The 19,441-nt window shown below is 65.6% G+C and carries 22 protein-coding genes, 1 tRNA gene and 1 pseudogene; 7 read left to right on the top strand and 17 right to left on the bottom strand.

The window, feature by feature from the left end; translation table 11 throughout:
- Nucleotides 1-13: 13 nt before the first annotated feature.
- The 4 genes from IVB28_RS02920 to IVB28_RS02905 all read right to left on the bottom strand — a co-directional run bounded on the left by IVB28_RS02920 (nt 14) and on the right by IVB28_RS02905 (nt 4,270).
- Nucleotides 14-427: a DUF1850 domain-containing protein gene (locus IVB28_RS02920; RefSeq protein ID WP_247524554.1), complete on the bottom strand. Its 414-nt coding sequence runs from the start codon at nt 425-427 to the stop codon at nt 14-16.
- Entirely contained in the window at nt 388-2,499 is a 2,112-nt protein-coding gene (locus IVB28_RS02915) for a TRAP transporter permease (RefSeq protein WP_247524553.1), read from the bottom strand. Before IVB28_RS02915 ends, IVB28_RS02920 begins: the two co-directional genes overlap by 40 nt.
- 149 nt (nt 2,500-2,648) lie before the next feature.
- A complete protein-coding gene (locus IVB28_RS02910; RefSeq protein ID WP_247524552.1) occupies nt 2,649-3,602 on the bottom strand; it encodes a TAXI family TRAP transporter solute-binding subunit in 954 nt (317 codons plus the stop codon).
- Between the two features lie 191 nt (nt 3,603-3,793).
- Nucleotides 3,794-4,270, bottom strand: a complete 477-nt coding sequence (locus IVB28_RS02905) for a hypothetical protein (protein ID WP_247524551.1) — start codon at nt 4,268-4,270, stop codon at nt 3,794-3,796.
- Between the two features lie 194 nt (nt 4,271-4,464).
- Between IVB28_RS02905 and IVB28_RS02900 the strand changes: the two genes are divergently transcribed.
- On the top strand, nt 4,465-4,767 hold the full coding sequence (locus tag IVB28_RS02900; RefSeq protein WP_247524550.1) for a hypothetical protein: 303 nt from the start codon (nt 4,465-4,467) through the stop codon (nt 4,765-4,767).
- A 131-nt stretch (nt 4,768-4,898) separates the two neighbouring features.
- On the opposite strand, the gene IVB28_RS02895 is transcribed toward IVB28_RS02900, so the two are convergent.
- Both IVB28_RS02895 and IVB28_RS02890 read right to left on the bottom strand, forming a co-directional pair.
- On the bottom strand, nt 4,899-6,128 hold the full coding sequence (locus IVB28_RS02895) for a hypothetical protein (protein WP_247524549.1): 1,230 nt from the start codon (nt 6,126-6,128) through the stop codon (nt 4,899-4,901).
- A gap of 72 nt (nt 6,129-6,200) precedes the next feature.
- A complete protein-coding gene (locus IVB28_RS02890; RefSeq protein ID WP_247524548.1) occupies nt 6,201-6,824 on the bottom strand; it encodes a CoA pyrophosphatase in 624 nt (207 codons plus the stop codon).
- Between the two features lie 71 nt (nt 6,825-6,895).
- Between IVB28_RS02890 and IVB28_RS02885 the strand changes: the two genes are divergently transcribed.
- From IVB28_RS02885 to IVB28_RS02860, 6 genes are all read left to right on the top strand, one after another.
- Nucleotides 6,896-7,321: a PaaI family thioesterase gene (locus tag IVB28_RS02885; RefSeq protein WP_247524547.1), complete on the top strand. Its 426-nt coding sequence runs from the start codon at nt 6,896-6,898 to the stop codon at nt 7,319-7,321.
- Nucleotides 7,322-7,464: 143 nt separating this feature from the next.
- Nucleotides 7,465-8,487: an aldo/keto reductase gene (locus tag IVB28_RS02880; RefSeq protein WP_247524546.1), complete on the top strand. Its 1,023-nt coding sequence runs from the start codon at nt 7,465-7,467 to the stop codon at nt 8,485-8,487.
- A 15-nt stretch (nt 8,488-8,502) separates the two neighbouring features.
- Complete coding sequence (locus IVB28_RS02875) at nt 8,503-9,816, top strand: tetratricopeptide repeat protein (RefSeq protein WP_247524545.1); 1,314 nt, start codon at nt 8,503-8,505, stop codon at nt 9,814-9,816.
- Nucleotides 9,817-10,012: 196 nt separating this feature from the next.
- The gene (locus IVB28_RS02870; RefSeq protein WP_247524544.1) at nt 10,013-10,606 is read left to right on the top strand and encodes a hypothetical protein; all 594 of its coding nucleotides are present in this window, start codon (nt 10,013-10,015) and stop codon (nt 10,604-10,606) included.
- A gap of 59 nt (nt 10,607-10,665) precedes the next feature.
- A complete protein-coding gene (locus tag IVB28_RS02865) occupies nt 10,666-11,013 on the top strand; it encodes a DUF3088 domain-containing protein (RefSeq protein WP_247524543.1) in 348 nt (115 codons plus the stop codon).
- A 254-nt stretch (nt 11,014-11,267) separates the two neighbouring features.
- Complete coding sequence (locus IVB28_RS02860; protein ID WP_247524542.1) at nt 11,268-11,585, top strand: hypothetical protein; 318 nt, start codon at nt 11,268-11,270, stop codon at nt 11,583-11,585.
- A gap of 65 nt (nt 11,586-11,650) precedes the next feature.
- Here IVB28_RS02860 and IVB28_RS02855 read toward each other — a convergent pair whose 3' ends face one another.
- The 11 genes and pseudogenes from IVB28_RS02855 to IVB28_RS02805 form a co-directional block, all read right to left on the bottom strand.
- Nucleotides 11,651-12,922, bottom strand: coding sequence for an NAD(P)/FAD-dependent oxidoreductase (locus tag IVB28_RS02855; protein WP_247524541.1), 1,272 nt, complete (start codon nt 12,920-12,922; stop codon nt 11,651-11,653).
- A gap of 9 nt (nt 12,923-12,931) precedes the next feature.
- Nucleotides 12,932-13,642 (bottom strand): dihydrofolate reductase family protein, encoded by a 711-nt coding sequence (locus tag IVB28_RS02850; protein ID WP_247525328.1) that lies wholly within the window; start codon nt 13,640-13,642, stop codon nt 12,932-12,934.
- 51 nt (nt 13,643-13,693) lie between these two features.
- Nucleotides 13,694-13,942, bottom strand: a pseudogene (locus IVB28_RS02845) (FABP family protein); the annotation flags it as partial.
- A 405-nt stretch (nt 13,943-14,347) separates the two neighbouring features.
- Nucleotides 14,348-14,596: a hypothetical protein gene (locus tag IVB28_RS02840; RefSeq protein ID WP_247524540.1), complete on the bottom strand. Its 249-nt coding sequence runs from the start codon at nt 14,594-14,596 to the stop codon at nt 14,348-14,350.
- Between the two features lie 282 nt (nt 14,597-14,878).
- Nucleotides 14,879-14,954, bottom strand: a tRNA-Phe gene (locus IVB28_RS02835).
- 185 nt (nt 14,955-15,139) lie between these two features.
- A complete protein-coding gene (gene yacG / locus IVB28_RS02830) occupies nt 15,140-15,322 on the bottom strand; it encodes a DNA gyrase inhibitor YacG (RefSeq protein WP_247525327.1) in 183 nt (60 codons plus the stop codon).
- A gap of 146 nt (nt 15,323-15,468) precedes the next feature.
- Nucleotides 15,469-16,101 carry a Maf-like protein gene (locus IVB28_RS02825; protein WP_247524539.1) on the bottom strand — a complete coding sequence of 211 codons (633 nt, stop codon included), beginning with the start codon at nt 16,099-16,101 and terminating at the stop codon, nt 15,469-15,471.
- A gap of 280 nt (nt 16,102-16,381) precedes the next feature.
- Nucleotides 16,382-16,849, bottom strand: coding sequence for a low molecular weight phosphatase family protein (locus IVB28_RS02820; protein WP_247524538.1), 468 nt, complete (start codon nt 16,847-16,849; stop codon nt 16,382-16,384).
- A gap of 133 nt (nt 16,850-16,982) precedes the next feature.
- The gene (locus tag IVB28_RS02815) at nt 16,983-17,480 is read right to left on the bottom strand and encodes a UPF0262 family protein (protein WP_247524537.1); all 498 of its coding nucleotides are present in this window, start codon (nt 17,478-17,480) and stop codon (nt 16,983-16,985) included.
- Entirely contained in the window at nt 17,477-18,772 is a 1,296-nt protein-coding gene (hisD, locus tag IVB28_RS02810) for a histidinol dehydrogenase (RefSeq protein WP_247524536.1), read from the bottom strand. Before hisD ends, IVB28_RS02815 begins: the two co-directional genes overlap by 4 nt.
- 145 nt (nt 18,773-18,917) lie before the next feature.
- Nucleotides 18,918-19,367: a DUF2948 family protein gene (locus IVB28_RS02805; protein WP_247524535.1), complete on the bottom strand. Its 450-nt coding sequence runs from the start codon at nt 19,365-19,367 to the stop codon at nt 18,918-18,920.
- Nucleotides 19,368-19,441 lie beyond the last annotated feature (74 nt).

The following is a 19,441-nucleotide window of genomic DNA, read 5'->3' as shown; positions in this document are numbered from 1 at the left end:
AGCGCAATCCGGGCTACGGATCGTTGCAGACTTTCATCGTCGTGACGTTGGCACCAATGGGATGCCCGACAATCTGCGACAGCGTCCGGCACTGTCCCTCATGGCACAGCCGCCACTCCCCCGCTGCGCCCGAATTGCCGAGCACGACCTCTTGCATGGCTTCGCGCTGCGGCTGCCACTGAAACCAGCCGTCGACCAGCCGCGCCTCGGGCGGCGGCTCCATGCCGGGACCGGTGCCCTTGACTCGGGCCTGTACCAGTTCGAGGCCGGCGGGCGTGACGCGCCAGTCTTCCTGCCAATCGACCTTCGCGATCGAATGCGTCCAGACCAGCGTGAAGGCCGTGAGCGCCAGCGCCTTCACGCCACCCGCTGTTGCCAAGCAGAGGCTCACGCCGCCTCGACAGGCGCCGGCGGGCGCTGCCGCCATTGCCACAGCACGATCGCCGCCGCGAGCACGAAGCCCGCAGTGTCGCTGAACGCGAAATCGCCGAGCAGGCAGAACGCGGCGCCGAGCGTGACCAGGCGCTCGATCAGCGTCAGCCGCGTGAACAGGAAGCCGATCGCCGCCATGCCGAACAGCGCGATCGCCACCAGCGCCTTCAAGGTCGCGAGCGCCACCGCGCCGTAGAAGCCAAGCCTGGCCTCCATGGGATCGCCGGCCTGCAGCATCAATGCCGGCGAATAGACGAAGATGAAGGGGATGACGTAACCGGCGAGCGCGATGCGCATCGCCTCCCAGCCGATCTTGTCCGGGTTCTCCTTGGCGATCGGCGCCGCCGCGAGCGCCGCCAGCGCCACCGGCGGCGAGAGGTCGGCCATGATGCCGTAGTAGAACGCGAACATGTGGCTCGCGATCAACGGCACTCCTAACTTCGCGAGCGCCGGCGCGGCGAGCGCGGCGGTGATGATATAGGTCGGGATGGTCGGGATGCCGGTGCCGAGCAGGATCGACAGCAGCATGGTCATGATCAGCGCCAGGAACAGGCTCTTCTCGCCGAGCCCGATCACCCAGCCGCCGAAGATGGTGCCGACGCCGGTCTGCGACATCATGCCGATGATGACGCCGACAATGGCGCAGGCCATGCCGACAGTGATGGCGGATTTCGCGCTCTCGGCCAGCGCGTCGCGGCAGGCACGCAACGCCGCAAAGCCGCCGCGGACGAAGGCGGTGATCACGATCAATCCGACGACGACGCTCGCGACCGGCACGATCTTCAGGCCGTCACGCGAGAGCGCGGCGACAACGAGCGCAAGTCCGATCCAGAAGATATAGCGGATGGCCGTCGCCGAGACGCCGGCCGTGATGGCAGTGCCAAGAATCAGCGCCACGGTCAGCGCGAGGCCCATGCTGCCGGCATAGAGCGGCGTGAAGCCCTCGAACAGCATGTAGATCAGGGCCCCGAGCGGCAGCACGAGGTACCAGCGCGTCACCAGCGCCTTCCAGGCACTCGGGATTTCCGAGCGCTTCATGCCGACGAGACCGTGCTTGCCGGCTTCCAGATGCACCATCCAGAACGCGGAAGCGAAGTAGAGCATCGCCGGGATCGCCGCCGCCTTCACGATCTCCGAATATTGCACGCCCAGCGTCTCGGCCATGATGAAGGCAACCGCACCCATCACCGGCGGCATGATCTGTCCGCCCATCGAGGCCGTGGCCTCGACGCCGGCGGCGAACGCGCGGCGATAGCCGAACCTGATCATCAAGGGGATCGTGAACTGGCCGACGGTCACGACATTGGCGACGCCCGAGCCGGAGATCGTGCCCATCATGCCCGAGGCGAACACCGCGACTTTCGCAGGTCCGCCGCGGGTTCGGCCGAACAGGCCGAGCGAGACGTCGGTGAACAGCTGGATCATGCCGGCGCGCTCCAGGAACGAGCCGAACAGGATGAACAGGAAGATGTAAGTCGCCGACACGTAGATCGGCACGGCGTAGAAGCCCTCGGTGCCGAACGACAAATGCGTGACGATCTGGTCGAAATCATAGCCGCGATGACTGAGTGGCGACGGCAGGTACTGGCCGAAGAACCAGTAGACGAGGCACGCGCCGCACATCAGCGGCAGCGCCGCGCCCATCAGCCGCCGCGTGCCTTCGAAGATCAGCACCGCCAGCACCGTGCCGACCACGAGATCGAGCCGCGTCGGGTCGCCGTCGCGCGCGATCAAATCGGCGTAGAATATCCACTGGTAGAGCCCGCACAGAAAGCCGGCGCCGCCGACCACCCAGCCGAGCGCGCGGCCGAAATTGCTCTTCGCGGTGAAGTTTGCGATCAGGCCGAAGGTGAGCAGGATGAGGAAGCCGACATGAACGCCGCGCACCACCTGGCTCGGCAGATAGTTGAAGGCGGCGACATAGAGCTGGAAGGTGGCGAAGGCGATGCCGATCCAGTAGGCGAGCTGGCCCCACCAGCCCGGACCAAAGCCTTCGGGAAAGCCGTGCTCGAAATTGTCGAACTCGACTTTGATGGGGGCCTCAGTGGCCTCTGCCTTTTCTAGCATTTTAATTCGTTCCCAGCCGTCCAGCGCTTATAGCTTGGCACGGTCCACCCGCGCCGTCATGCCCGGGCATCCACGATCTTTCTCGCCTTGCTCCAGAACGTGGATGGCCGGGACAAGCCCGGCCATGACGCCCTACTGCGAGACCGACCTTACTTGATCAGCCCTTTTTCCTTGTAATAGCGGATCGCGCCGGGGTGCAGCGGAACCGGGCTGCCATTGGGGGCGGCCTCGAGCTTGATCTCCTTGCCCGCCGCATGCGCGTTGGCGAGCTCCGGCAGGGACTCGTAAACCAGTTTCGTCATCTGGTAGGCGAGATCGTCCGACACCGCCGAGCTGGTGACGAGGTAGTTCACGACGGCAGCCGTCGGCACATCCTTGTCCTGGCCTGCATAGGTGTTGGCCGGAATGATCGCGGAGATGAAGGGCGGGCCGATCTTGTCGACGGTCTCCTTCGGCACCGACACCACGGTGATCGGGCTCGAGGTCGACAGGTCCTTCAGCGACGCGACGCCGAGCCCGGCCGATTGCAGGGTGGCGGCGAGCTGCCGGTTCTTCATGAGATCGACCGATTCGGCGAACGGCAGGTACTCGACCTTGCCGAGATCCTTGTAGCTCATGCCGGCAGCGCTGAGGATTGCGCGCGAATTCAGCTCCGTGCCCGACTTCGGCGCACCGACAGAGAGGCTCTTGCCCTTCAGGTCGGCTAGCGTCTTGATGCCGGACTCAGTCGTCGCGACGATCTGGATGTAGTTCGGATAGATCGCACCGATGGTCCTGAGCTTGTCGAGCTTGGCCTTAAAGCCCGCTTCCTCCTCGCCGTTCCAGGCGGCCTTGAGCGAATCGCCCAGCGTGAATGCCAGCTCGCCGCGGCCCTGCTGCAGCAGGATCAGATTCTCGACCGACGCCTTGGTGGCCTGCACCTGCGTCTTCACGTTCGGAATCTTGTCGCCGTAGATCTTCCCGATCGCGACGCCGAGCGGATAATAGACGCCCGAGCTGCCGCCGGTCAGCACGTTGATGAAGGATTGCGCCTGCGCGCAAGGTGCCGACGCCGCCAGAGCAAGAGCCGCGGCCGCGGCCGCGGCGAAAATCGTCCGTTTCATGATTGTTGTACTCCCCAAACCGGCGGGGAAATTGGCCGGATGAGAGGGGCCGGTCAACCCATCCAAAAGGCAAAACAGGACTGCGGTAGATGGCCGTTCCGGCTCGATTTCGGGAACTTGGCGGCTGCGGCGACATGGCGCAGCCGCGTTGCGATGCACCACCGAACCCATGAGGTTCGAACCGCTCGATCTCACTGGAACGTCATGTCGAGGCACTTGGAGATGTCGGAGCCGAGGCCGGAGGAGATGGTGACGCAGCCGCGGACCTTCTGCGCGCTGACGTCGGCGGCCCAGATCGAATAGCCGCCGGGCCCGAAGAACGAGTTGGTGTTCGGCGGCTCGGTCTCCGTCGCATCGAAATCATACTTCCCGTCGGTCTCGAAGATGCGCGGCTTCTTGGTACAGCCGCCGTCGGTCTGGACGTTGATGACTTCCTTGTTGTCCCGGGTCAGCGCCAGCGAGACCTGACAGCGGAAATATTCCGAGGTCTTGGTGTTGAAGAGATAAGTGTACGACTTGCAGGTCGCCGTGTTCAGCTTGCCCGGCGCAAGGCCGCGGCTGCACGAGATGCGCTGGTTGTGGCTGAGCTGGTAATCATCGGCCCGGGCCGGCGCCAGCGCCGTCAACGACAATGCAGCAGCCCAGCAAAGCTTAATCACATGGCGCATTCGAATCATCCCTACCCATAATTTTGTCGAGTTGCGTTCTAGACGGAAAGCGGAACATAGTCGCGAGGGGACTAAGGGAAAATCACAAACTGCTGGGCAAGAGTTGATGCGCTGCGGCGCTTTCGCAAATTGACCAGGACATGCCGTTCGTGATTTGTTCAAGCCCGGAATGTCCCGACCGTGGGAGGATGGGAATGACGGCATTAATCAAGCCATTTGCAATTGCAGTCGCGCTCGGCGCCTTTGCCGCGCCCGCATTGGCGCAAGTCCCGGCAACGCCGTGGGAGCTCAAGCCCGACACGGGCTACGCCTATGACAAGGAAGGCAAGACCTTTTCCTACAAGATGGGCACCAGCAACGCCGGCGAACTGCTGAAGGGCGCCAAGAAGGTGCCGAAGGGCACCCTGTTCTTCATCGGTCACAACGGCCAGCTCTACATGCGCAGCGGCCCGTATCTGGAAGGCGACGGCAAGTTCAAGTTCGGCCCGGATCAGTAGGGGACGTGCACCTCGCCACGACGATGCTGCCGTAGGCTGGCCAAAGGCGCGTTTGCGCCGTGCCCAACTTTTATCGGCGCGCCCTGATCGAAAATAGTGCGCACGATTCGCTTTGCCCCAGGGCGGCGCTGTTAAAACGCTCCTGCCAGCTCCCTTGCGCCGGGTTTGCCGCTGTTCACGTCCATCCGCTCATCCGTCACCGCGAGCAGCTTGGCAACCGTGTTGTGGCGGATTGCGACCGGGTTGCGCTCGTAGCCGCCGCGCTGGAAGAAGTTCGAGGTCGGCACCTGCTCGCGCATCGGCTGCGGCATCGTCACCATGTCGAGGCCGGTGCCGTCGCCGGTGAGGTTCATCATCTCGAGCTCGGCCGCGGTGAGCGGACGGCTGTAGCCCTTGGCGCGGGCGAACAGCACCGACGTCAGGAGCTTATGCGTCTGCAGCATCGGACCGACATCGATGTCGATCACCATCGCATGCATCGCCCAGCCCTGCGCGGTGTTGCCGATCTTCTCGTGCTCCGACCAGGTGTCCGGCACCGACTTGGCATGCGCCACCATTTTCTTCAACACGACGAGCTTGTGCTCGAGTGCCTGTCGGGCCGGTCCCGACGTGCGCGCCACCTTCTCGGCGAGGGCGCGAATGAGTTCGTGGCCCTGTTCGGCCAGCAGCTCGACGCTGTTGGTCGTCAGGAGCTGGTTGTAGCCCATCGCGGTCGAGATCGCGCGCTTGCCGCCATGCTCGATACCCGCCTGCACGTCGTGACTGCCGGTGCCGCCGGTCTCGAACGCATAGACCCGCACCGCCTGCTCGCGCGTCAGCCCGGAGGCGAGCGCGTAGCGCGCATAGGCGCGCTTGAACTCGACCTCGCTCGCCGGGCGCTGCGGCGTGAACTGGTAGAGCTCCTGCGCCGCGCGCAGGAAGTCGGCGACAACGGGGATCGGCTTTTTGGCGGGACGGTCCGGCGTTTCCTCAGGCTCCGGATTCGCCGGCCGCTTTGGCCCGTTATAGAGTGGCGGATGCTCCAGCACGTAATCATCGAGCGTGACCTGCTGCCCACTGCGCCGTTTGGCGTTGCGGCCTTTCCGCTTCTCCGAGATCTGGCTCCAATAGGCGCCGGCCTCGGCGTCGAAGGCGGCACGCGCGGCCTGATATTCGGCGAGCTTGCGGCGATATTTGAGCACGGCCGGCGAGGCGCCGCCTTGCGCAAAAAACTGCGACAGCAACTGGGCGTTGGCATCGCGGACCGCGGGCGGCAGAGCCTCGGCCTCGCCGCCTCGCGCGGCGGGCGCGAGCAAGGCGAGCGCGAGTGGAACCAGCGCAAGGCTGCGTCGAGAGAGGCTATTTCGAATCGAATGATGCATGCTGCCCTCCTAGCAGGCATCCGGTAACCGTCACGTTAACGCGCCGTTTACCTAATTTTTTCGCCCCTTGCGTCACTTCCAGGCGAACACCGGCTGTTCCAGCTCGGTCACGCGGGTGTGCCGGCCCGCAAGCACCTCGCGGAACTGGTAGATCAGCGCCGCGGTTGGCGCGTGGATCAGGCTTGTCTGGTGATGGAAGCGGATCACGCGGCGCGCGCTCTCGGGGATCGCGACGAAATCGAAGGCGTCATCGCGCTCGATGGTGTCGAGCGCAATGCGATGGACGGAAGCGACCTCGTCCGGGTTCGGTCTGATCGCGGCACTGGCGGCGGCCCACACCACCACCGGCGTGATCAGATAGCCCGAGCGCGTCGGATAGTCGTCGAGCGTGCCGAGCACCTCGGCATCCGTGAGGCGGAGACCAAGCTCCTCGTCGAGCTCGCGCAGCGCCGCTTCGACCGGCGTCTCGCCGGCATCGCAGCGACCGCCGGGCAGCGCCCATTGTCCGCGATGGGCACGCAAGTGCGATGCGCGCAGCGTGAGCAGGAATGCGGTGTCGTCTCCCTCGCTCGCGGTCAGCGCAATCGCCACCGCGGCGCGCTTCAATGCCATTGGTGCTTTTTCCTCAGGCAGGCGCGTGAAGGCGGCGCAGGCAGCCGCGATATTCCGCCGTGTGGCATCGTCGAACGGTCTCATGATGCTTGACTACACCACCTGCGGCCCCGATGAAACGAGATCGCAGGGACCGCACAGGAACGGACGACGACATGACCAGCAAGGCCGCCGCAAGGCTCAAATCAGACGGCTGGAGCATCATGGAGACCACGGGCTTCATGCACCTGATCGGGCCCCTGTGGGAGCGCAAGGTCGACGGCCACTACGAATTCGCGCTCGCCACCGAGGACAAGCACCACAACCGCCGCGGCATGGTCCAGGGCGGCGTGATGATGACATTCGCCGACCGCACCTGCGGCATGACCGCCCGTTACGTCTCCGGCAAGGAATTCATGGCGACTGTGCAGCTCGACACTCATTTCGTCGAGGCCGGCCAGATCGGTGACATCCTGATCTCCCGCCCGCGCGTGGTCCGTTCGACGCGAAGCCTGGTCTTCATGAGCACGGAGGTGACGGTGGATGGCCGCTGCATCGTGATGGCGAATGGCGTGTTCAAGATATTGAAGGGGCCGGGGTAGGCTCCACGCCAGATCTCGTCATTGCGAGCGGAGCGAAGCATCCAGAATCTTTCCGCGGAGGGACTCTGGATTGCTTCGCTGCGCTCGCAATGACGGGGGTAGCTGGCTATGCTGGGGCCAATTAAGCACTGAGGAAACAGCCCATGCAATACCGTCAGCTCGGCCGCAGCGGCCTGAAAGTGTCGCCGATTTGTCTGGGCACCATGATGTTCGGCGGACCGACCGATGAAGCCGCATCAACGCGGATCATCGCCAAGGCACGCGATGCCGGAATCAATTTCATCGATACGGCGGATGCGTATTCGAAGGGCGCCTCCGAGGAGGTCGTGGGCCGCGCCATTGCTCGCAATCGTCACGCCTGGGTGCTCGCCACGAAGCTCGCCAACCCCATGAACACCTCAACGGGCAGTGATCCCAACCGCGGCGGGCTGTCGCGGCGCTGGGTGTTGCAGGCCGTCGACGAGAGCCTGAGGCGGCTCGGCACCGACCACATCGACGTCTACTATCTGCACAAGGAAGATCATGCGACGCCGCTGGAGGAGACGGTGCGCGCGATGGGCGATTTGATCCGCGCGGGCAAGGCGCGCTATTTCGGCGTCTCGAACTACCGCGCCTGGCGCGTCGCCGAGATCTGCAACATCTGCGATCGCCTCGGCATCGACCGTCCCGCGGTGAGCCAGCCCTATTACAACGCCATGAACCGCATGCCCGAGGTCGAGCACTTTCCGGCCTGCTCCCATTACGGCCTCGGCATCGTGCCCTATAGCCCCTTGGCGCGCGGCGTGCTCACCGGCAAGTACAAGCCAGATGCAGCTCCGGACAAGGAGACGCGCGCGGGGCGCAACGACACCCGCATGATGCAGACCGAATGGCGGCCGGAGTCGCTCCAGCTCGCGCAGGAGATCAAGGTTCACGCCGAGAAGAAGGGCATCACCGCGGGCCAGTTCGCGGTGGCCTGGGTGCTCAACTCCGCCTTCGTCTCCTCGATCGTCGCGGGCCCGCGCACCGAGGAGCAGTGGGACGGCTACGTCGGTGCGCTCGACTATCCCTTCACAGCTGATGACGAGGCACTCATCGACAGGCTGGTCGTCCCGGGCCATCCCTCGACGCCGGGCTACAACGATCCCGCCTACCCGATCGAAGGCCGCCGCGCGCGGACCGCGTGAACTTCGGAGACGACGATGGCGCATCAGGATCGCTACGGCCTGCCGCTCTCCACCGAATCCGATGCGGCAGCAAGCGCCTATCGCGAAGGCGTCGACCTCATGCTGTCGGGCTGGACAGGCACGGCGGAGGCGCTGGAGCGCGCGGTTGCGGCTGACCCGGATTTTGCGCTTTCCCATATCGCGCGCGCCCGCGTGCACGCCTTCTACCAGCAGGGCGATCTCGCCCGAAGCAAGGCGGCACTCGCGCGCAAGCTGGCGGCGAAGCGCGGCACCGCGCGCGAGCGCTCGCATGTCGAGACGCTGGCGCTCGCGATCGAAGGCCGGTTGCCAGAAGCGATCGCAGCGACGCTGAAGCACGTCGACGAATGGCCCCGCGATGCAATGGTGCTGTCGCTGCCGCTCGGCGCATTCGGCCTGTTCGCGTTCTCCGGCATGGCCGACCACGATCGCGCACGGCATGAGCTGTGCGAGCGGCTCGCGCAGCATTACGGCGAGGACTGGTGGTTCCTGACCATGTATGGCTGGGCCATGACCGAGAACGGCGATGTCGCGCGCGGCCGCGGCGTGACGGAGCGCGGCTTCAACCTCCGCCGGGCCAACGCCCATGCCGCGCACGCGGTGCTGCATGCGATGTTCGAGGACGGCTCGATCGAAGCGGCTGACCGCCTCGTCGACGACTGGATTCCCTCTTACGATCGCGCCGGAATCCTGCACGGCCATATCCGCTGGCATCAGGCGCTCGGCGAACTCGAGCATGGCGATGCGGCGCGCGCGCTGTCGATCTATGCCGACGTGCTGCAACCCTCAGCCACGCAGGCGCCGCCGCTCAACGTCATCACCGACTCCGCCTCGCTGCTCTGGCGCCTGTCGGCCTACGGCCACACCGTGCCGAAGACGCTGTGGCAGGAAGCCGACAACGCCGCGCAAAAGCTGTTTCCAAAGTCGAGCCTGTCTTTCGCCGACGTCCACATGGCGCTGTTCGCGGCCGCGACGCAAAACCGCGAGGCGCTCACCGCGCGGCTTGCGACCATCGAGCAGCGGCTCGCCGAGGGCAAGCTGCCGGCCGGCCCCGTGGTGCCGGCGATCTTCCGGGCGCTGGCGGCCTTTGCGGATGGGGATTACGCATCATGCGTGCAAACGCTCGCGCCCGTGCTTGACCAGGTGGTGCGCATCGGCGGCAGCCATGCTCAGCGCGAGCTGATCGAAGACAGTTTTGTCGTCGCACTCATGCGCAGTGGTGAGCTGCCCCGCGCCCGCGCCCTGCTAAATGCCCGCCTGCACCGCCGCCCGTCCCTGCGCGACAAGCTCTGGCAGGCGGCGATGGGGTAGCTCCGCCACGAAAAAAACACCGGCCTGACGGCAAGTTCCCGCGGGACGGGTTGGGCGATTGGGGCGAATCGCCGTTGGGGGTGGCGCGGTGGTATTCCAGACGGGGTCGGCAAGACAAACGGGATCGCAACCAATTGGCTGTTCAATGGTTATGGTCCGGAGCTTGTGCGTGGTTCCCTGGCACGTGAGCCCTCCGATGCGCCTCTGCCGACCGCCGCTGGCCGCCATGCTTGCTTTGGCCACCACGCTTGCCGTTTCGCTAAGCCCTTGTTTTGCCGACGCTTCCAAGCCGATCCCGGTCAACAATCCGCCGGCGCCGAACGCTTTTGTCGACCTGCTGGCGCTGATGTCCGGTCACTGCAAGACGTTCAACGTCGCCGGCCGCACCTTCGCCTGCAAGACGGTGGCCTACGCCCATGGCGACAAGGGCCGGGTCAATTTCGCGGTTGCGGTCGACGATCCCTCCGACGACAGCCACGTGGTGTCGTTCTCCGGTGAGAACGGCAAGCGCGCCGATGACAATTCCTACGAGCTGCCGATCGACCGCATGCTGCTCAACTCCAAGGACCGCCCCAAGGTCGACGGCCTGCCGGTGCCGGCTGAGCAGGCCTCCACCGGTCTCTGTCGCCAGACCGGCAATTTCGCCGCCAGGAAGGTGAACGACGTCACCTGCTCCGCCACCGACAGCGAGGGACGGCGCTACGAATTGCTGTTCGTCTCCGACGGCACGCCGGTCAGCGTGCGCCGCATCCGGCAGTCCTCGCCGTCGATCCAGGATCCATTCAAGTAGCCGTCACGCGAAGGCCTTTTGCAACGTCGCGAAAAGGACCGCAGGCTTCGGAGCGATCCATGACGCGCGACCGCCTGTTTCTGCTGCGCCCCGGTTTCGAGGATCCGGCCTTTCCGGGGCGGCTGTTCTATTGCTGGCATTGCGCGCTGATCGAGGGCGTGCTGGCCTCGTTTCCGCCGCTCGCCGCAAAGCTGGATGTCGAGCGCATCGCATGGTCGCGCCCCAGGCAGCCGGTGATCGCGCTTCTCGGCGAGGAGAACCAGTCGCTGCCGTTGCTGGTTCTGGCTGACGGAGCGACCTCGCCGCACCAGACCGGCACTCATCAGGGCCGCGCCTTCATCGCCGACAAGGACGCGATCCTCGCCGCGCTCTCCGAGCGCCACGGCTTTCCCGATCCGCATCCATGAGCCGAATCGCCGCGAGTTCACGCGCAGCGTTGCCACCGATGTCGTGTTCGCATCATCGTTCGGAACAGCGTGGCATGAGCGACAGTGAGGCGGCCGCGTGTCATGCGAATGAAACGCGCGCGCTCAATCATTCACACACGTGAACGCGCGTTCATCGGACCTGATTCCACTGCGTCGTTTCGACGCCCACACTGGCAGGAACGTGGCGGGCGGCCATCTGTTGTCACACGACATTCAACTGGAGTGATGACACCATGAAGTATCTCATTGTCGCGATGGCGGTCGGAGCCGCGGCGATCGCCAGCGGAGCGGCAGCGAACGCGGCCGGCAGCGGCAGCGCCAAGCAGACCGCGCAGGAAAGCCAGTCCACCGACATCAGCGCGCACCGCAGGCACCATCGCTGGCACGGTCACCATCATCATTGGCGCCATCACCACAGCCATTTCCGGCCCCACTACAGAAGCTACGGCGGCTACTATCCCCGGCACCACGGCTATTACGGCGGCGGGCCGTACGGATATTACGGTGGCGGTCCCGGCGTGACGTTCAGCTTCGGCGGCGGACGCTGGTAAGACAGACGCCGGCGAGACAGATACCGCACGAGACAAGAGGCCCGCAGAGATGCGGGCCTCTTTTTTCAGCTCCGCAAAATGATCCCCGCAGTTTCCAGGCCGCTCGCCAGCGCCGCTTCCACCGTGCCCATGTCGGCTCCGCGATAGAGCGCCTCGCCGGAGAACAGCACCGCGCCATCGGCGCGCGCGAGGATTGCTTGTGCCGCGCGCGTTTGCGGCATCGCCCAGGAATAGGCGCCGCGGGCGAAGGGATCGTGCGCCCAATTGGTCGCCGTCGCTGCCACGAGCTCGCGCGCGATGTCTTCGCGCGATAGCTTGAAAACGGCGGCGAGCGAACCGAGCCCGGCCTCGATCAGTGCTTGCGGGTCGAGGCTTTCCAGCTCCGCCGTGCGCGGGCCGCCAAACCAGCCAGTGAGCACGGCATGCTCGCTCGGATATTGCGTCCACCACACCGGGATCATCTGATCCGACAACAGGAACGTCATGCCTGCGAGATCCCCGCCTCGCTCCCGCCACCATGGCCGCGCGAAGCGCAGCAGGATCTTGATGACATTGCCGAAGCCGATGTCGTCGGCAGCTGCAAGCTTGGCGTGCGCGCTCGCCGGCAGCGCCATCTCGCGCAACAGCGGCAGCGGCACGGTGAGGACCACGCGGTCGCAGCCATGAACATCCCCGCCGGTGCAGTGAACGGCCACTGTGGCGCCGTTCTCTTCAATCGCCGACACCACGCAGCCGAGATGGATAGTGACGCCCAGCCTGCGGCAGTCGCTCGCCAGAAAATCGATCAGCGCGCCATAGCCGCCTTCGATGCGCGCCTGCAGAGCGTGCCCGCCATCCATCCATTCCTCACGCAGCGCCAGGGTCGAGGCGCGCTCGGGGTCGGCCGCGTCATAGCCCTCGACCATCCGCTCGATCCGCTGGCGCATGGGCGCATAATGGTCCCCGGCAAAATGCCGGCGCAGGAACTCGGCGACGGAGAGATCGTCCTTCAAGTCGCGTAGCACGGCCTGAAGCTCTGCCTTGTGCGGATCGTCGCGCTGTTCGCGCGAGAGCGCCGTGCCGTCAAAGCTCCACTGCTCGCCCTCGATCTCCTGAAGGGACAGGCCGGCCTCGCGCAGCAATCCGCGCGTGACGGGCGCCTCGCCATGGACGAATTCGGCCCCGCCACCGGCGGGGTAGCCGAATTCCGAGGCCGGCAGCGGATGGATGCGGCCGCCGCAGCGCCCCCGCGCCTCCAGCACTGTCACCTTCCGGCCGGCCTGCGCCAACTCGCGCGCCGCCATCAGGCCGGCGGCGCCTGCGCCGACGATGACGATGTGCTCCGGTCTCTCGGACATGGCCGCGCTTTACCGGCTCGCGGCTTGCGGATCGTTCCTGATCAAATAGCGCAGCAGCAGAACACCGCCGCCGAGCTCGCGGGTGCTCTCCAGCGTCAGCGCGGCGATCGGCGCGCGCTTGTCGCTGTCCGCCTCAGTCGAGGAGAACACGAACGGCGCGCCCGTTGCGCCGTCGATCGCGGGGCTGAGGATCAGGTTGAGTTCGTCGATGAGACCGGCCCGCAGAAACGCGCCATTGGCAACGCCGCCGCCTTCCACCAGCAGGCGCTTCACTCCGAGCTCACGGTTGAGAACGTCGAGTGTCAGCGCCAGGTCGATTTCGGACTTGCCGGCGAAGACGTAGGACACGCGGTCGCCACGCAGGCCGGCGAGATGCGCATCCGGCACGCTTTCGGTCAGCACCACCACGATTGGATCACCCCCGATATCGGAGCGGCCCCAGCCGATCTTGCCTTGCCCATCGAGCACGACGCCGTAGGTTTTCGCATCGCGCCGCGCGAACCAGTTTTCACGCGGCAGTCTCACGTCATTCATCGCGGGATAGGGCTTGCCCTTGGCGAACTCCGACCCGGTGACGCGGCCGATCATCCATGCATCGCCGCCGAGCTCGTCGTGGACCTTCTCGAACCAGTCCGTCCCCGCCCCCTTCGGGCGCCAACGGCTGGGGTGGGTGCGGCCATCGAGGCTGGAGTGCATCAGACAGATGACATACGGTTTCATGCAATTCTCCGGGCTGTGCTCAGGCCGCGGGTCAATCGCCGCCTCACTCTCCCTGGCGCGATCGTTCACGATCGCCGCCAGCGGATTGAGCTTCGGCGGCGCGACCAGCTGCAGCGTGTTGGTGTCGGTGATTGAACGGCGCGCCGCGTACGAACAACTCGGTCTGGATCAGATAGGTCCAGCTGCCGTCATCGTTGAAGGTGATGTCGCAGCGGTACGCATCGGTGCGGAAGGCTTGTTCCAGAAATCGGTCGAGCAGATCCCCTAGGCGGTGTCGCCGCGTTTCGGTGACGGAGATATTCCTGTCATGAGGCCGAGAGGCCACGCCGCGACCGACACGATCTCGCATGTCTCGTGCGCCCCGCAAGCCGGCCTCCAACGCCAGCCGCCCCGCCATTTCAGCGCCAGCCCGCTGACAACCCACGCTGCTGCAATACGCCGAGGTCTCGCCCAATGGCCAGCCGGTGACGCGCCCGGCTTCCTTGCACTCGTCGTAGCTCTTGTAGTTGCCGACATTGCGACACGTTGCCGAGTACACGCCGCCGGTGGCGATGCCACCAACCCAGGGCTTGTCGCCCGACCTGAAGCTCGACTGGCAGCCGCCGACGCAGTCGCTCGTGGTGGCGGCGAGCTTGGCAAGCTTCGCGACGTCCGAGTTCGGGGCGGCCGTTGCCGGCGTCGGTGAGATTGTGCCAGAGACCGCTCTCAAGCCGCTTCGGATACCGATTTCGCACGTTCCTCGAGCACGCCGATCGTGGAGACCAGATTGTCCCGTCGCGCGCGAAGGTTAAGTGCAAGCAGCGGATAAGTCGGCTGATGCACGTCAAACAGGCCGGATTTCGCCTCCAGCTCGAGAATATCGGTATTCAAGAGCCGAACGCGCCACCACAAATCGGCGATCAGCGCGTCGAGCCGGAGTTCACCGGCAGCACCAGAACGGGACACTTCCTGCATCGCTTGCCTCAACCTGAAACGGCCTCTCTATTGAGACCGCGCTTTGGCTTCGACTGAGCAAGCGGAGTGCCAGGAATGGAGGGCGCGGTCTGGGCTGAACGGCGCGCTTGCGTCCATTCTGTGCGTCGGCCTCGGCGTTTACGCGTGGTCAACGGCACCGGCCACCTATGGCTGAACGTGCTCTCTACTTGCCGCTAAGCCCCGCTCTGGCCGCACTCGGCGGCTACCTGCGGTCGCGGCAGACGGCGCGAGTGGATTGATCAAGGCTGACGCCGAAGAGGATGGTGCCCAGGGGCGGAATCGAACCACCGACACTGCGATTTTCAGTCGCATGCTCTACCAACTGAGCTACCTGGGCGTGCTCCAAGAGAGGGGCCAAAGCCCATCGAGCGGGCGGTTTATAGTGGGCTCCGGGCGGCCTGTCCACCCGGCTTTGCCAAGTGGTTTCGCAGGGCGCCGCCCGGTTGTGCACAGGGCGGGACGGGCTTGCCGCGGCTGGCGCTCGGCAGGCTGGTCATCCAACCAAGACATTGATTTGATTTACTATTCGACGTCATCCACCTCGTCGTCGCGGCCGGGGATGACGTAGGAACCTTTCAGCCAGCGGTTCAGGTCGACGTCGCGGCAGCGCGAGGAGCAGAACGGACGGGTGGCTTCCGACTGCGGCTTGCCGCAGATCGGGCAGGTTTTGAACGGGCTGGCGGGATTTTTGATCTGGTCGTCCATGATGTCGGCAGCTTGCAGGGGGCTGAAAGGGGGCAAGTGCCCGTCAGCAAACGGGTTCCCAAGGCTGCGGCGCATGCCCTCGGCAAGCCCATTCTACTGTGCATGGGGTTGTTTTCGCGATTTTTGTTGGGCTGCGGCTTGTCGGCTCACACCGTGGTGGTGGCGTTGAGCCAGCCGAAGCGGATCGGGAAGCCTTCGCCGCCGAGCAGCGTGGTGGTCTCGTAGAGCGGCAGGCCGACCACGTTGGTGTAGGAGCCCACCATCTTCACCGCGAAGGAGCCGGCGATGCCCTGCACGGCGTAGCCGCCGGCTTTCCCGCGCCATTCGCCGGAGCCGATATAGGCCTGGATGTCGTCTTCCGAGAGGCGCTTGAAGCGGACGCGGGTCTCGACCAAGCGCTGGCGGAAGGCCTCGCGCGGCGTGACGAGGCAGATCGCGGTGTAGACGCGGTGGTTGCGGCCCGACAGCAGGCGCAGGCACTGCGCGGCTTCGTCGACCAGATTGGCCTTGGGCAGGATGCGGCGGCCGACCGCCACCACGGTATCGGCGGCGAGTATGAAGGCGCCGCGCAGCTCGTCGTCGAGTTGCACCGACTTCAGGGCCGCATCGGCCTTGGCGCGGGCAAGCCGATTGGCGCAGGCGCGCGGCAGTTCGCCCCGCCTCGGCGTCTCGTCGACGTCGGCCGGCCGGAGCGCGTCCGGCTCGATGCCGGCCTGGTTGAGCAGCGACAGCCGTCGCGGCGAACCGGAGGCAAGTACGAATTTGGGGCGGCCAAGCATCAGGTAATTTGGGGGATGAAGCGGGGGTGAATTGCGCGCGGAACCTATCGGAAGGGGGCTGATTTCACAACCCGGGAACCTCAGTTTGGTGATTCGAGGTTTCCGACATGGCTGTGCCCTCAGTCTGTGACGCGGGTGTTACGCCGGTCTCGCGTCCCGGACGCGGCGCGGCATGAAACGCTGCGACGTTGAGCCGGGACCCAGGAGCTTGCGCTTGCGGAGAGATCGCGCCTGCTCTGCAGCGCATCCTCGTACGCTACGCTGGTCCGGGGCACGAGAGCTACCCGCTCGCGGCGCCCACCTTTGCGAAGCGCCGGCGGATGCGCAGCAGCAGCTGGTCGCAGACGTCACGATACGCGGCAAGCTTCTGGTCGCGGCTGCCCTCGATGGTGGTGGGATCCTGCGTCGGCCAGTATTCGACGTCGGCCGCGAGTGTCCGTGTCAGTTCCAGCGCCTTGTGGTGCGCCTCGGGCGAGAGCGTGATGATGAGGTCGAAATTCAGCCCCTCCCAGTCCTCAAGCTCCTCGAAGGTCTGCGGCTTGTGGGCGGCGATGTCCTGGCCGAGCTCGGCCATCACGGCAACGGCAAACGGATCGAGCTCGCCGCGCCTCGCGCCGGCCGATCTCACGTAGAGGCCCTGCGGAAACATGTGCTGCAGCAGGCTCTCGGCCATTGGCGAGCGCACGCTGTTCATCGCACAGGCGAACAGCACCGATTGCGGATCGCGTGCGCGTGGGGGCGCAGCCATCCGGGCTTAGCCTGTTTTGATGGAGGGCATGGCCTTGTCGGAAAACCGCTGCACACTTTTCCGGGCCATAAAGCCTTTTGTCTTGCGCATGATCAGGTCCGAAAACCGGTGTCCACTTTTCGGGATCATGCGCCTAACCCTTCCAGTGCAGGACAGTAATGAGCGTGAACAGCCGGCGCGAGGTCTCGAAATCGACCCGCACCTTGCCCTTCAGCCGCTCCTGCAGCGTGCGCGATCCCTCGTCATGGATGCCGCGGCGGCCCATGTCGATGGCCTCGATCTTGTCGGGGGTCGCGGTGCGGATCGCCTGGTAGTAGCTGTCGCAGATCATGAAATAGTCCTTCACGATCCGCCGGAACGGCGTCAGCGACAACAGATGCGCGACGACGGGCGTACCGTCCTCGCGGCGGATGTCGAACATCAGCCGGTTGCCGGTGATGCCGATATGCAGCGTGAACGGACCCTTCCCCTCGGCGCCATCCGGCGCGAACAGGTTCTGCTCGATGAGGTCGTAGATGGCGATCGCGCGCTCATGCTCGATATCGGGCCCGGAACGGCCGATCGATTCTTCGTCGAGCGTGACGCCGACGATGCGATTGGTCGAGTCGTCCTGTTCGGGCGGCTGGGTCATGACAGATTGAGGCGCAATCCAATCGAACGCGAATGGGCATCGAGCCCCTCCGCCTTGCCGAGCGTCATCGCGGCCGGACCCAGCGCGCGCAGCTGATCCGGGCCGCATTTCAGGATGGAGGTGCGCTTCATGAAGTCGTGCACCGAAAGCCCCGAGGAGAATCGCGCCGAGCGCGCCGTCGGCAGCACGTGGTTGGAGCCGCCGACATAATCGCCGATCGCCTCGGGCGTATGCGCGCCGAGGAAGACCGCGCCCGCGTTGCGGATCTTCGCCGCGAGCGCGTCGGGATCTTGCGTCATGATCTCGAGATGCTCGGCGGCGATGGCGTCCGCGAGCGGGATGGCGTCGTCGAGGTTATTCACCATGATGACGGCGCCGAACTCGGCCCATGACGCGCTGGCGATCGCGGCGCGCGGCAGCGTCTTCAGCTGCGCATCCACCGCCTTCTCGACATCGGCGGCAAGCCGTGCGGAGTCAGTGATCAGGATCGACTGCGCGCTGGCATCGTGCTCGGCCTGCGCGAGGAGATCGGCCGCGATCCAGTCGGCATTGCCCGTGTCGTCGGCAATCACCAGCACTTCGGACGGACCGGCGATCATGTCGATGCCTACCTTGCCGAACACCAGCCGCTTGGCGGCGGCGACGTAGGCATTGCCGGGGCCGACGATCTTGGCGACCGGCGCGATGGTTGCGGTGCCGTGCGCAAGGGCAGCCACGGCCTGCGCGCCGCCGACGCGGTAAATCTCGGTGACGCCGCCGAGACGCGCCGCCGCCAGCACCAGCGGATTGAGCTTGCCGTCCGGCGAGGGCACCACCATCACGACGCGCGCGACGCCCGCGACTCTTGCGGGCACTGCGTTCATCAGCACCGACGACGGATAGGCCGCGGTGCCGCCCGGCACATAGAGGCCGGCAGATTCGATTGCGGTATAGCGCCAGCCGAGCTCGACGCCGAGCGGGTCTGTGAAGCGTTCGTCCGTGGGCAGCTGGCGACGGTGATAGGCCTCGATGCGGTCGCGCGCGAGCTTGAGCGCGTCCAGCGTCGCGGCGTCGCAGGCCTTTGTCGCGGCTTCGATCTCGGCGGCGGTGACGCGAAGGTTGGATGCATCCAGCGTCAGCCGGTCGAACTTTGCCGTGGCCTCGAGCAGCGCCACGTCGCCCCGCCTGGCGACGTCGTCGACGATCACGCGCGCGGCGGCCTCGACGTCGGCCGAGGCCTCGCGCTTCGCGGCGAGGAAGGCCGCGAATCGCTGGTCAAAATCGGCGCTGCTGCGGTCGAGGCGAACGGGCATGTCTGGCTTGGCTTCTGGCTGGTCTTGGGGCGGATTGGCGCACCAGGTCCCCTGCTCAATGGCGCGGCGGGGAAGCGGCGTCAACCCTCGCAAGGCGCCGTTCTGGCACGGAGGGCGAGGCGGTGCGGCTGGTATACAGGCAACCTCACACCTCCCCCTCGATCTCCAACCCCGTTCCGAATGCGTCCGCCCCGAGGTCAGTCAACTCGCATTCCAGGCATTCGACGTCGAGCCGGATGGCGCCACCCTGGGCGAACAGAAGCAGGGCGCTGCCGGCGGGCTCCTCGTCGCGCCCGTCCCTGGGGTGAAATTCGATGCCGACGAGGTCGAGGACCGTCTCGGGAGCAGCCATGTCGATGTTACGCGACTTGCAGGCGAGCACGCGGTCGAAGCGGAGCGCGGCGACCAGCCGGCGCGGCTCGCTCTCGCCCTCCAGCGTCTGCTCCCAGTCCAGCCGGCTCATCCCGACAACGAGCCGCTTCTCGCTTTGCCGCCAGATGATGTCGGAGGCGTGGACGCGGGCGTCCTGGACATGGGTCGAGATCACGGCGAGATCGTCGGCGTCGAGTGCGATCAGTTTGAGCTGGGGCGGCATCGCCGACGCTTCTCCTTCGGAGTGGACCCGGCTCAACGCGCACAGGCCCCGAAATTTCCGTCCAAATTAACGGG

The organism is Bradyrhizobium sp. 199 (assembly GCF_023073355.1).
Lineage (GTDB): Bacteria > Pseudomonadota > Alphaproteobacteria > Rhizobiales > Xanthobacteraceae > Bradyrhizobium.
The sequence above is the reverse complement of the archived record's forward strand: the minus strand, read 5'-3'. Positions and strand labels throughout refer to the sequence as shown.

Bases quoted from the DNA above. Each gene is read 5' to 3' on its own strand.
- IVB28_RS02880 (WP_247524546.1), top strand. From the start codon at position 7,465: ATGCAATACCGTCAGCTCGGCCGCAGCGGCCTGAAAGTGTCGCCGATT.
- IVB28_RS02860 (WP_247524542.1), top strand. From the start codon at position 11,268: ATGAAGTATCTCATTGTCGCGATGGCGGTCGGAGCCGCGGCGATCGCC.
- IVB28_RS02890 (WP_247524548.1), bottom strand. From the start codon at position 6,824: ATGAGACCGTTCGACGATGCCACACGGCGGAATATCGCGGCTGCCTGC.
- IVB28_RS02910 (WP_247524552.1), bottom strand. From the start codon at position 3,602: ATGAAACGGACGATTTTCGCCGCGGCCGCGGCCGCGGCTCTTGCTCTG.
- IVB28_RS02900 (WP_247524550.1), top strand. From the start codon at position 4,465: ATGACGGCATTAATCAAGCCATTTGCAATTGCAGTCGCGCTCGGCGCC.
- IVB28_RS02805 (WP_247524535.1), bottom strand. From the start codon at position 19,367: ATGCCGCCCCAGCTCAAACTGATCGCACTCGACGCCGACGATCTCGCC.
- IVB28_RS02875 (WP_247524545.1), top strand. From the start codon at position 8,503: ATGGCGCATCAGGATCGCTACGGCCTGCCGCTCTCCACCGAATCCGAT.
- IVB28_RS02820 (WP_247524538.1), bottom strand. From the start codon at position 16,849: ATGGCTGCGCCCCCACGCGCACGCGATCCGCAATCGGTGCTGTTCGCC.
- hisD (WP_247524536.1), bottom strand. From the start codon at position 18,772: ATGCCCGTTCGCCTCGACCGCAGCAGCGCCGATTTTGACCAGCGATTC.
- IVB28_RS02850 (WP_247525328.1), bottom strand. From the start codon at position 13,642: ATGAAACCGTATGTCATCTGTCTGATGCACTCCAGCCTCGATGGCCGC.
- IVB28_RS02895 (WP_247524549.1), bottom strand. From the start codon at position 6,128: ATGCATCATTCGATTCGAAATAGCCTCTCTCGACGCAGCCTTGCGCTG.
- IVB28_RS02840 (WP_247524540.1), bottom strand. From the start codon at position 14,596: ATGCAGGAAGTGTCCCGTTCTGGTGCTGCCGGTGAACTCCGGCTCGAC.
- IVB28_RS02920 (WP_247524554.1), bottom strand. From the start codon at position 427: ATGGCGGCAGCGCCCGCCGGCGCCTGTCGAGGCGGCGTGAGCCTCTGC.
- IVB28_RS02855 (WP_247524541.1), bottom strand. From the start codon at position 12,922: ATGTCCGAGAGACCGGAGCACATCGTCATCGTCGGCGCAGGCGCCGCC.
- IVB28_RS02915 (WP_247524553.1), bottom strand. From the start codon at position 2,499: ATGCTAGAAAAGGCAGAGGCCACTGAGGCCCCCATCAAAGTCGAGTTC.
- yacG (WP_247525327.1), bottom strand. From the start codon at position 15,322: ATGGACGACCAGATCAAAAATCCCGCCAGCCCGTTCAAAACCTGCCCG.
- IVB28_RS02825 (WP_247524539.1), bottom strand. From the start codon at position 16,101: ATGCTTGGCCGCCCCAAATTCGTACTTGCCTCCGGTTCGCCGCGACGG.
- IVB28_RS02905 (WP_247524551.1), bottom strand. From the start codon at position 4,270: ATGCGCCATGTGATTAAGCTTTGCTGGGCTGCTGCATTGTCGTTGACG.
- IVB28_RS02815 (WP_247524537.1), bottom strand. From the start codon at position 17,480: ATGACCCAGCCGCCCGAACAGGACGACTCGACCAATCGCATCGTCGGC.
- IVB28_RS02885 (WP_247524547.1), top strand. From the start codon at position 6,896: ATGACCAGCAAGGCCGCCGCAAGGCTCAAATCAGACGGCTGGAGCATC.
- IVB28_RS02870 (WP_247524544.1), top strand. From the start codon at position 10,013: ATGCGCCTCTGCCGACCGCCGCTGGCCGCCATGCTTGCTTTGGCCACC.
- IVB28_RS02865 (WP_247524543.1), top strand. From the start codon at position 10,666: ATGACGCGCGACCGCCTGTTTCTGCTGCGCCCCGGTTTCGAGGATCCG.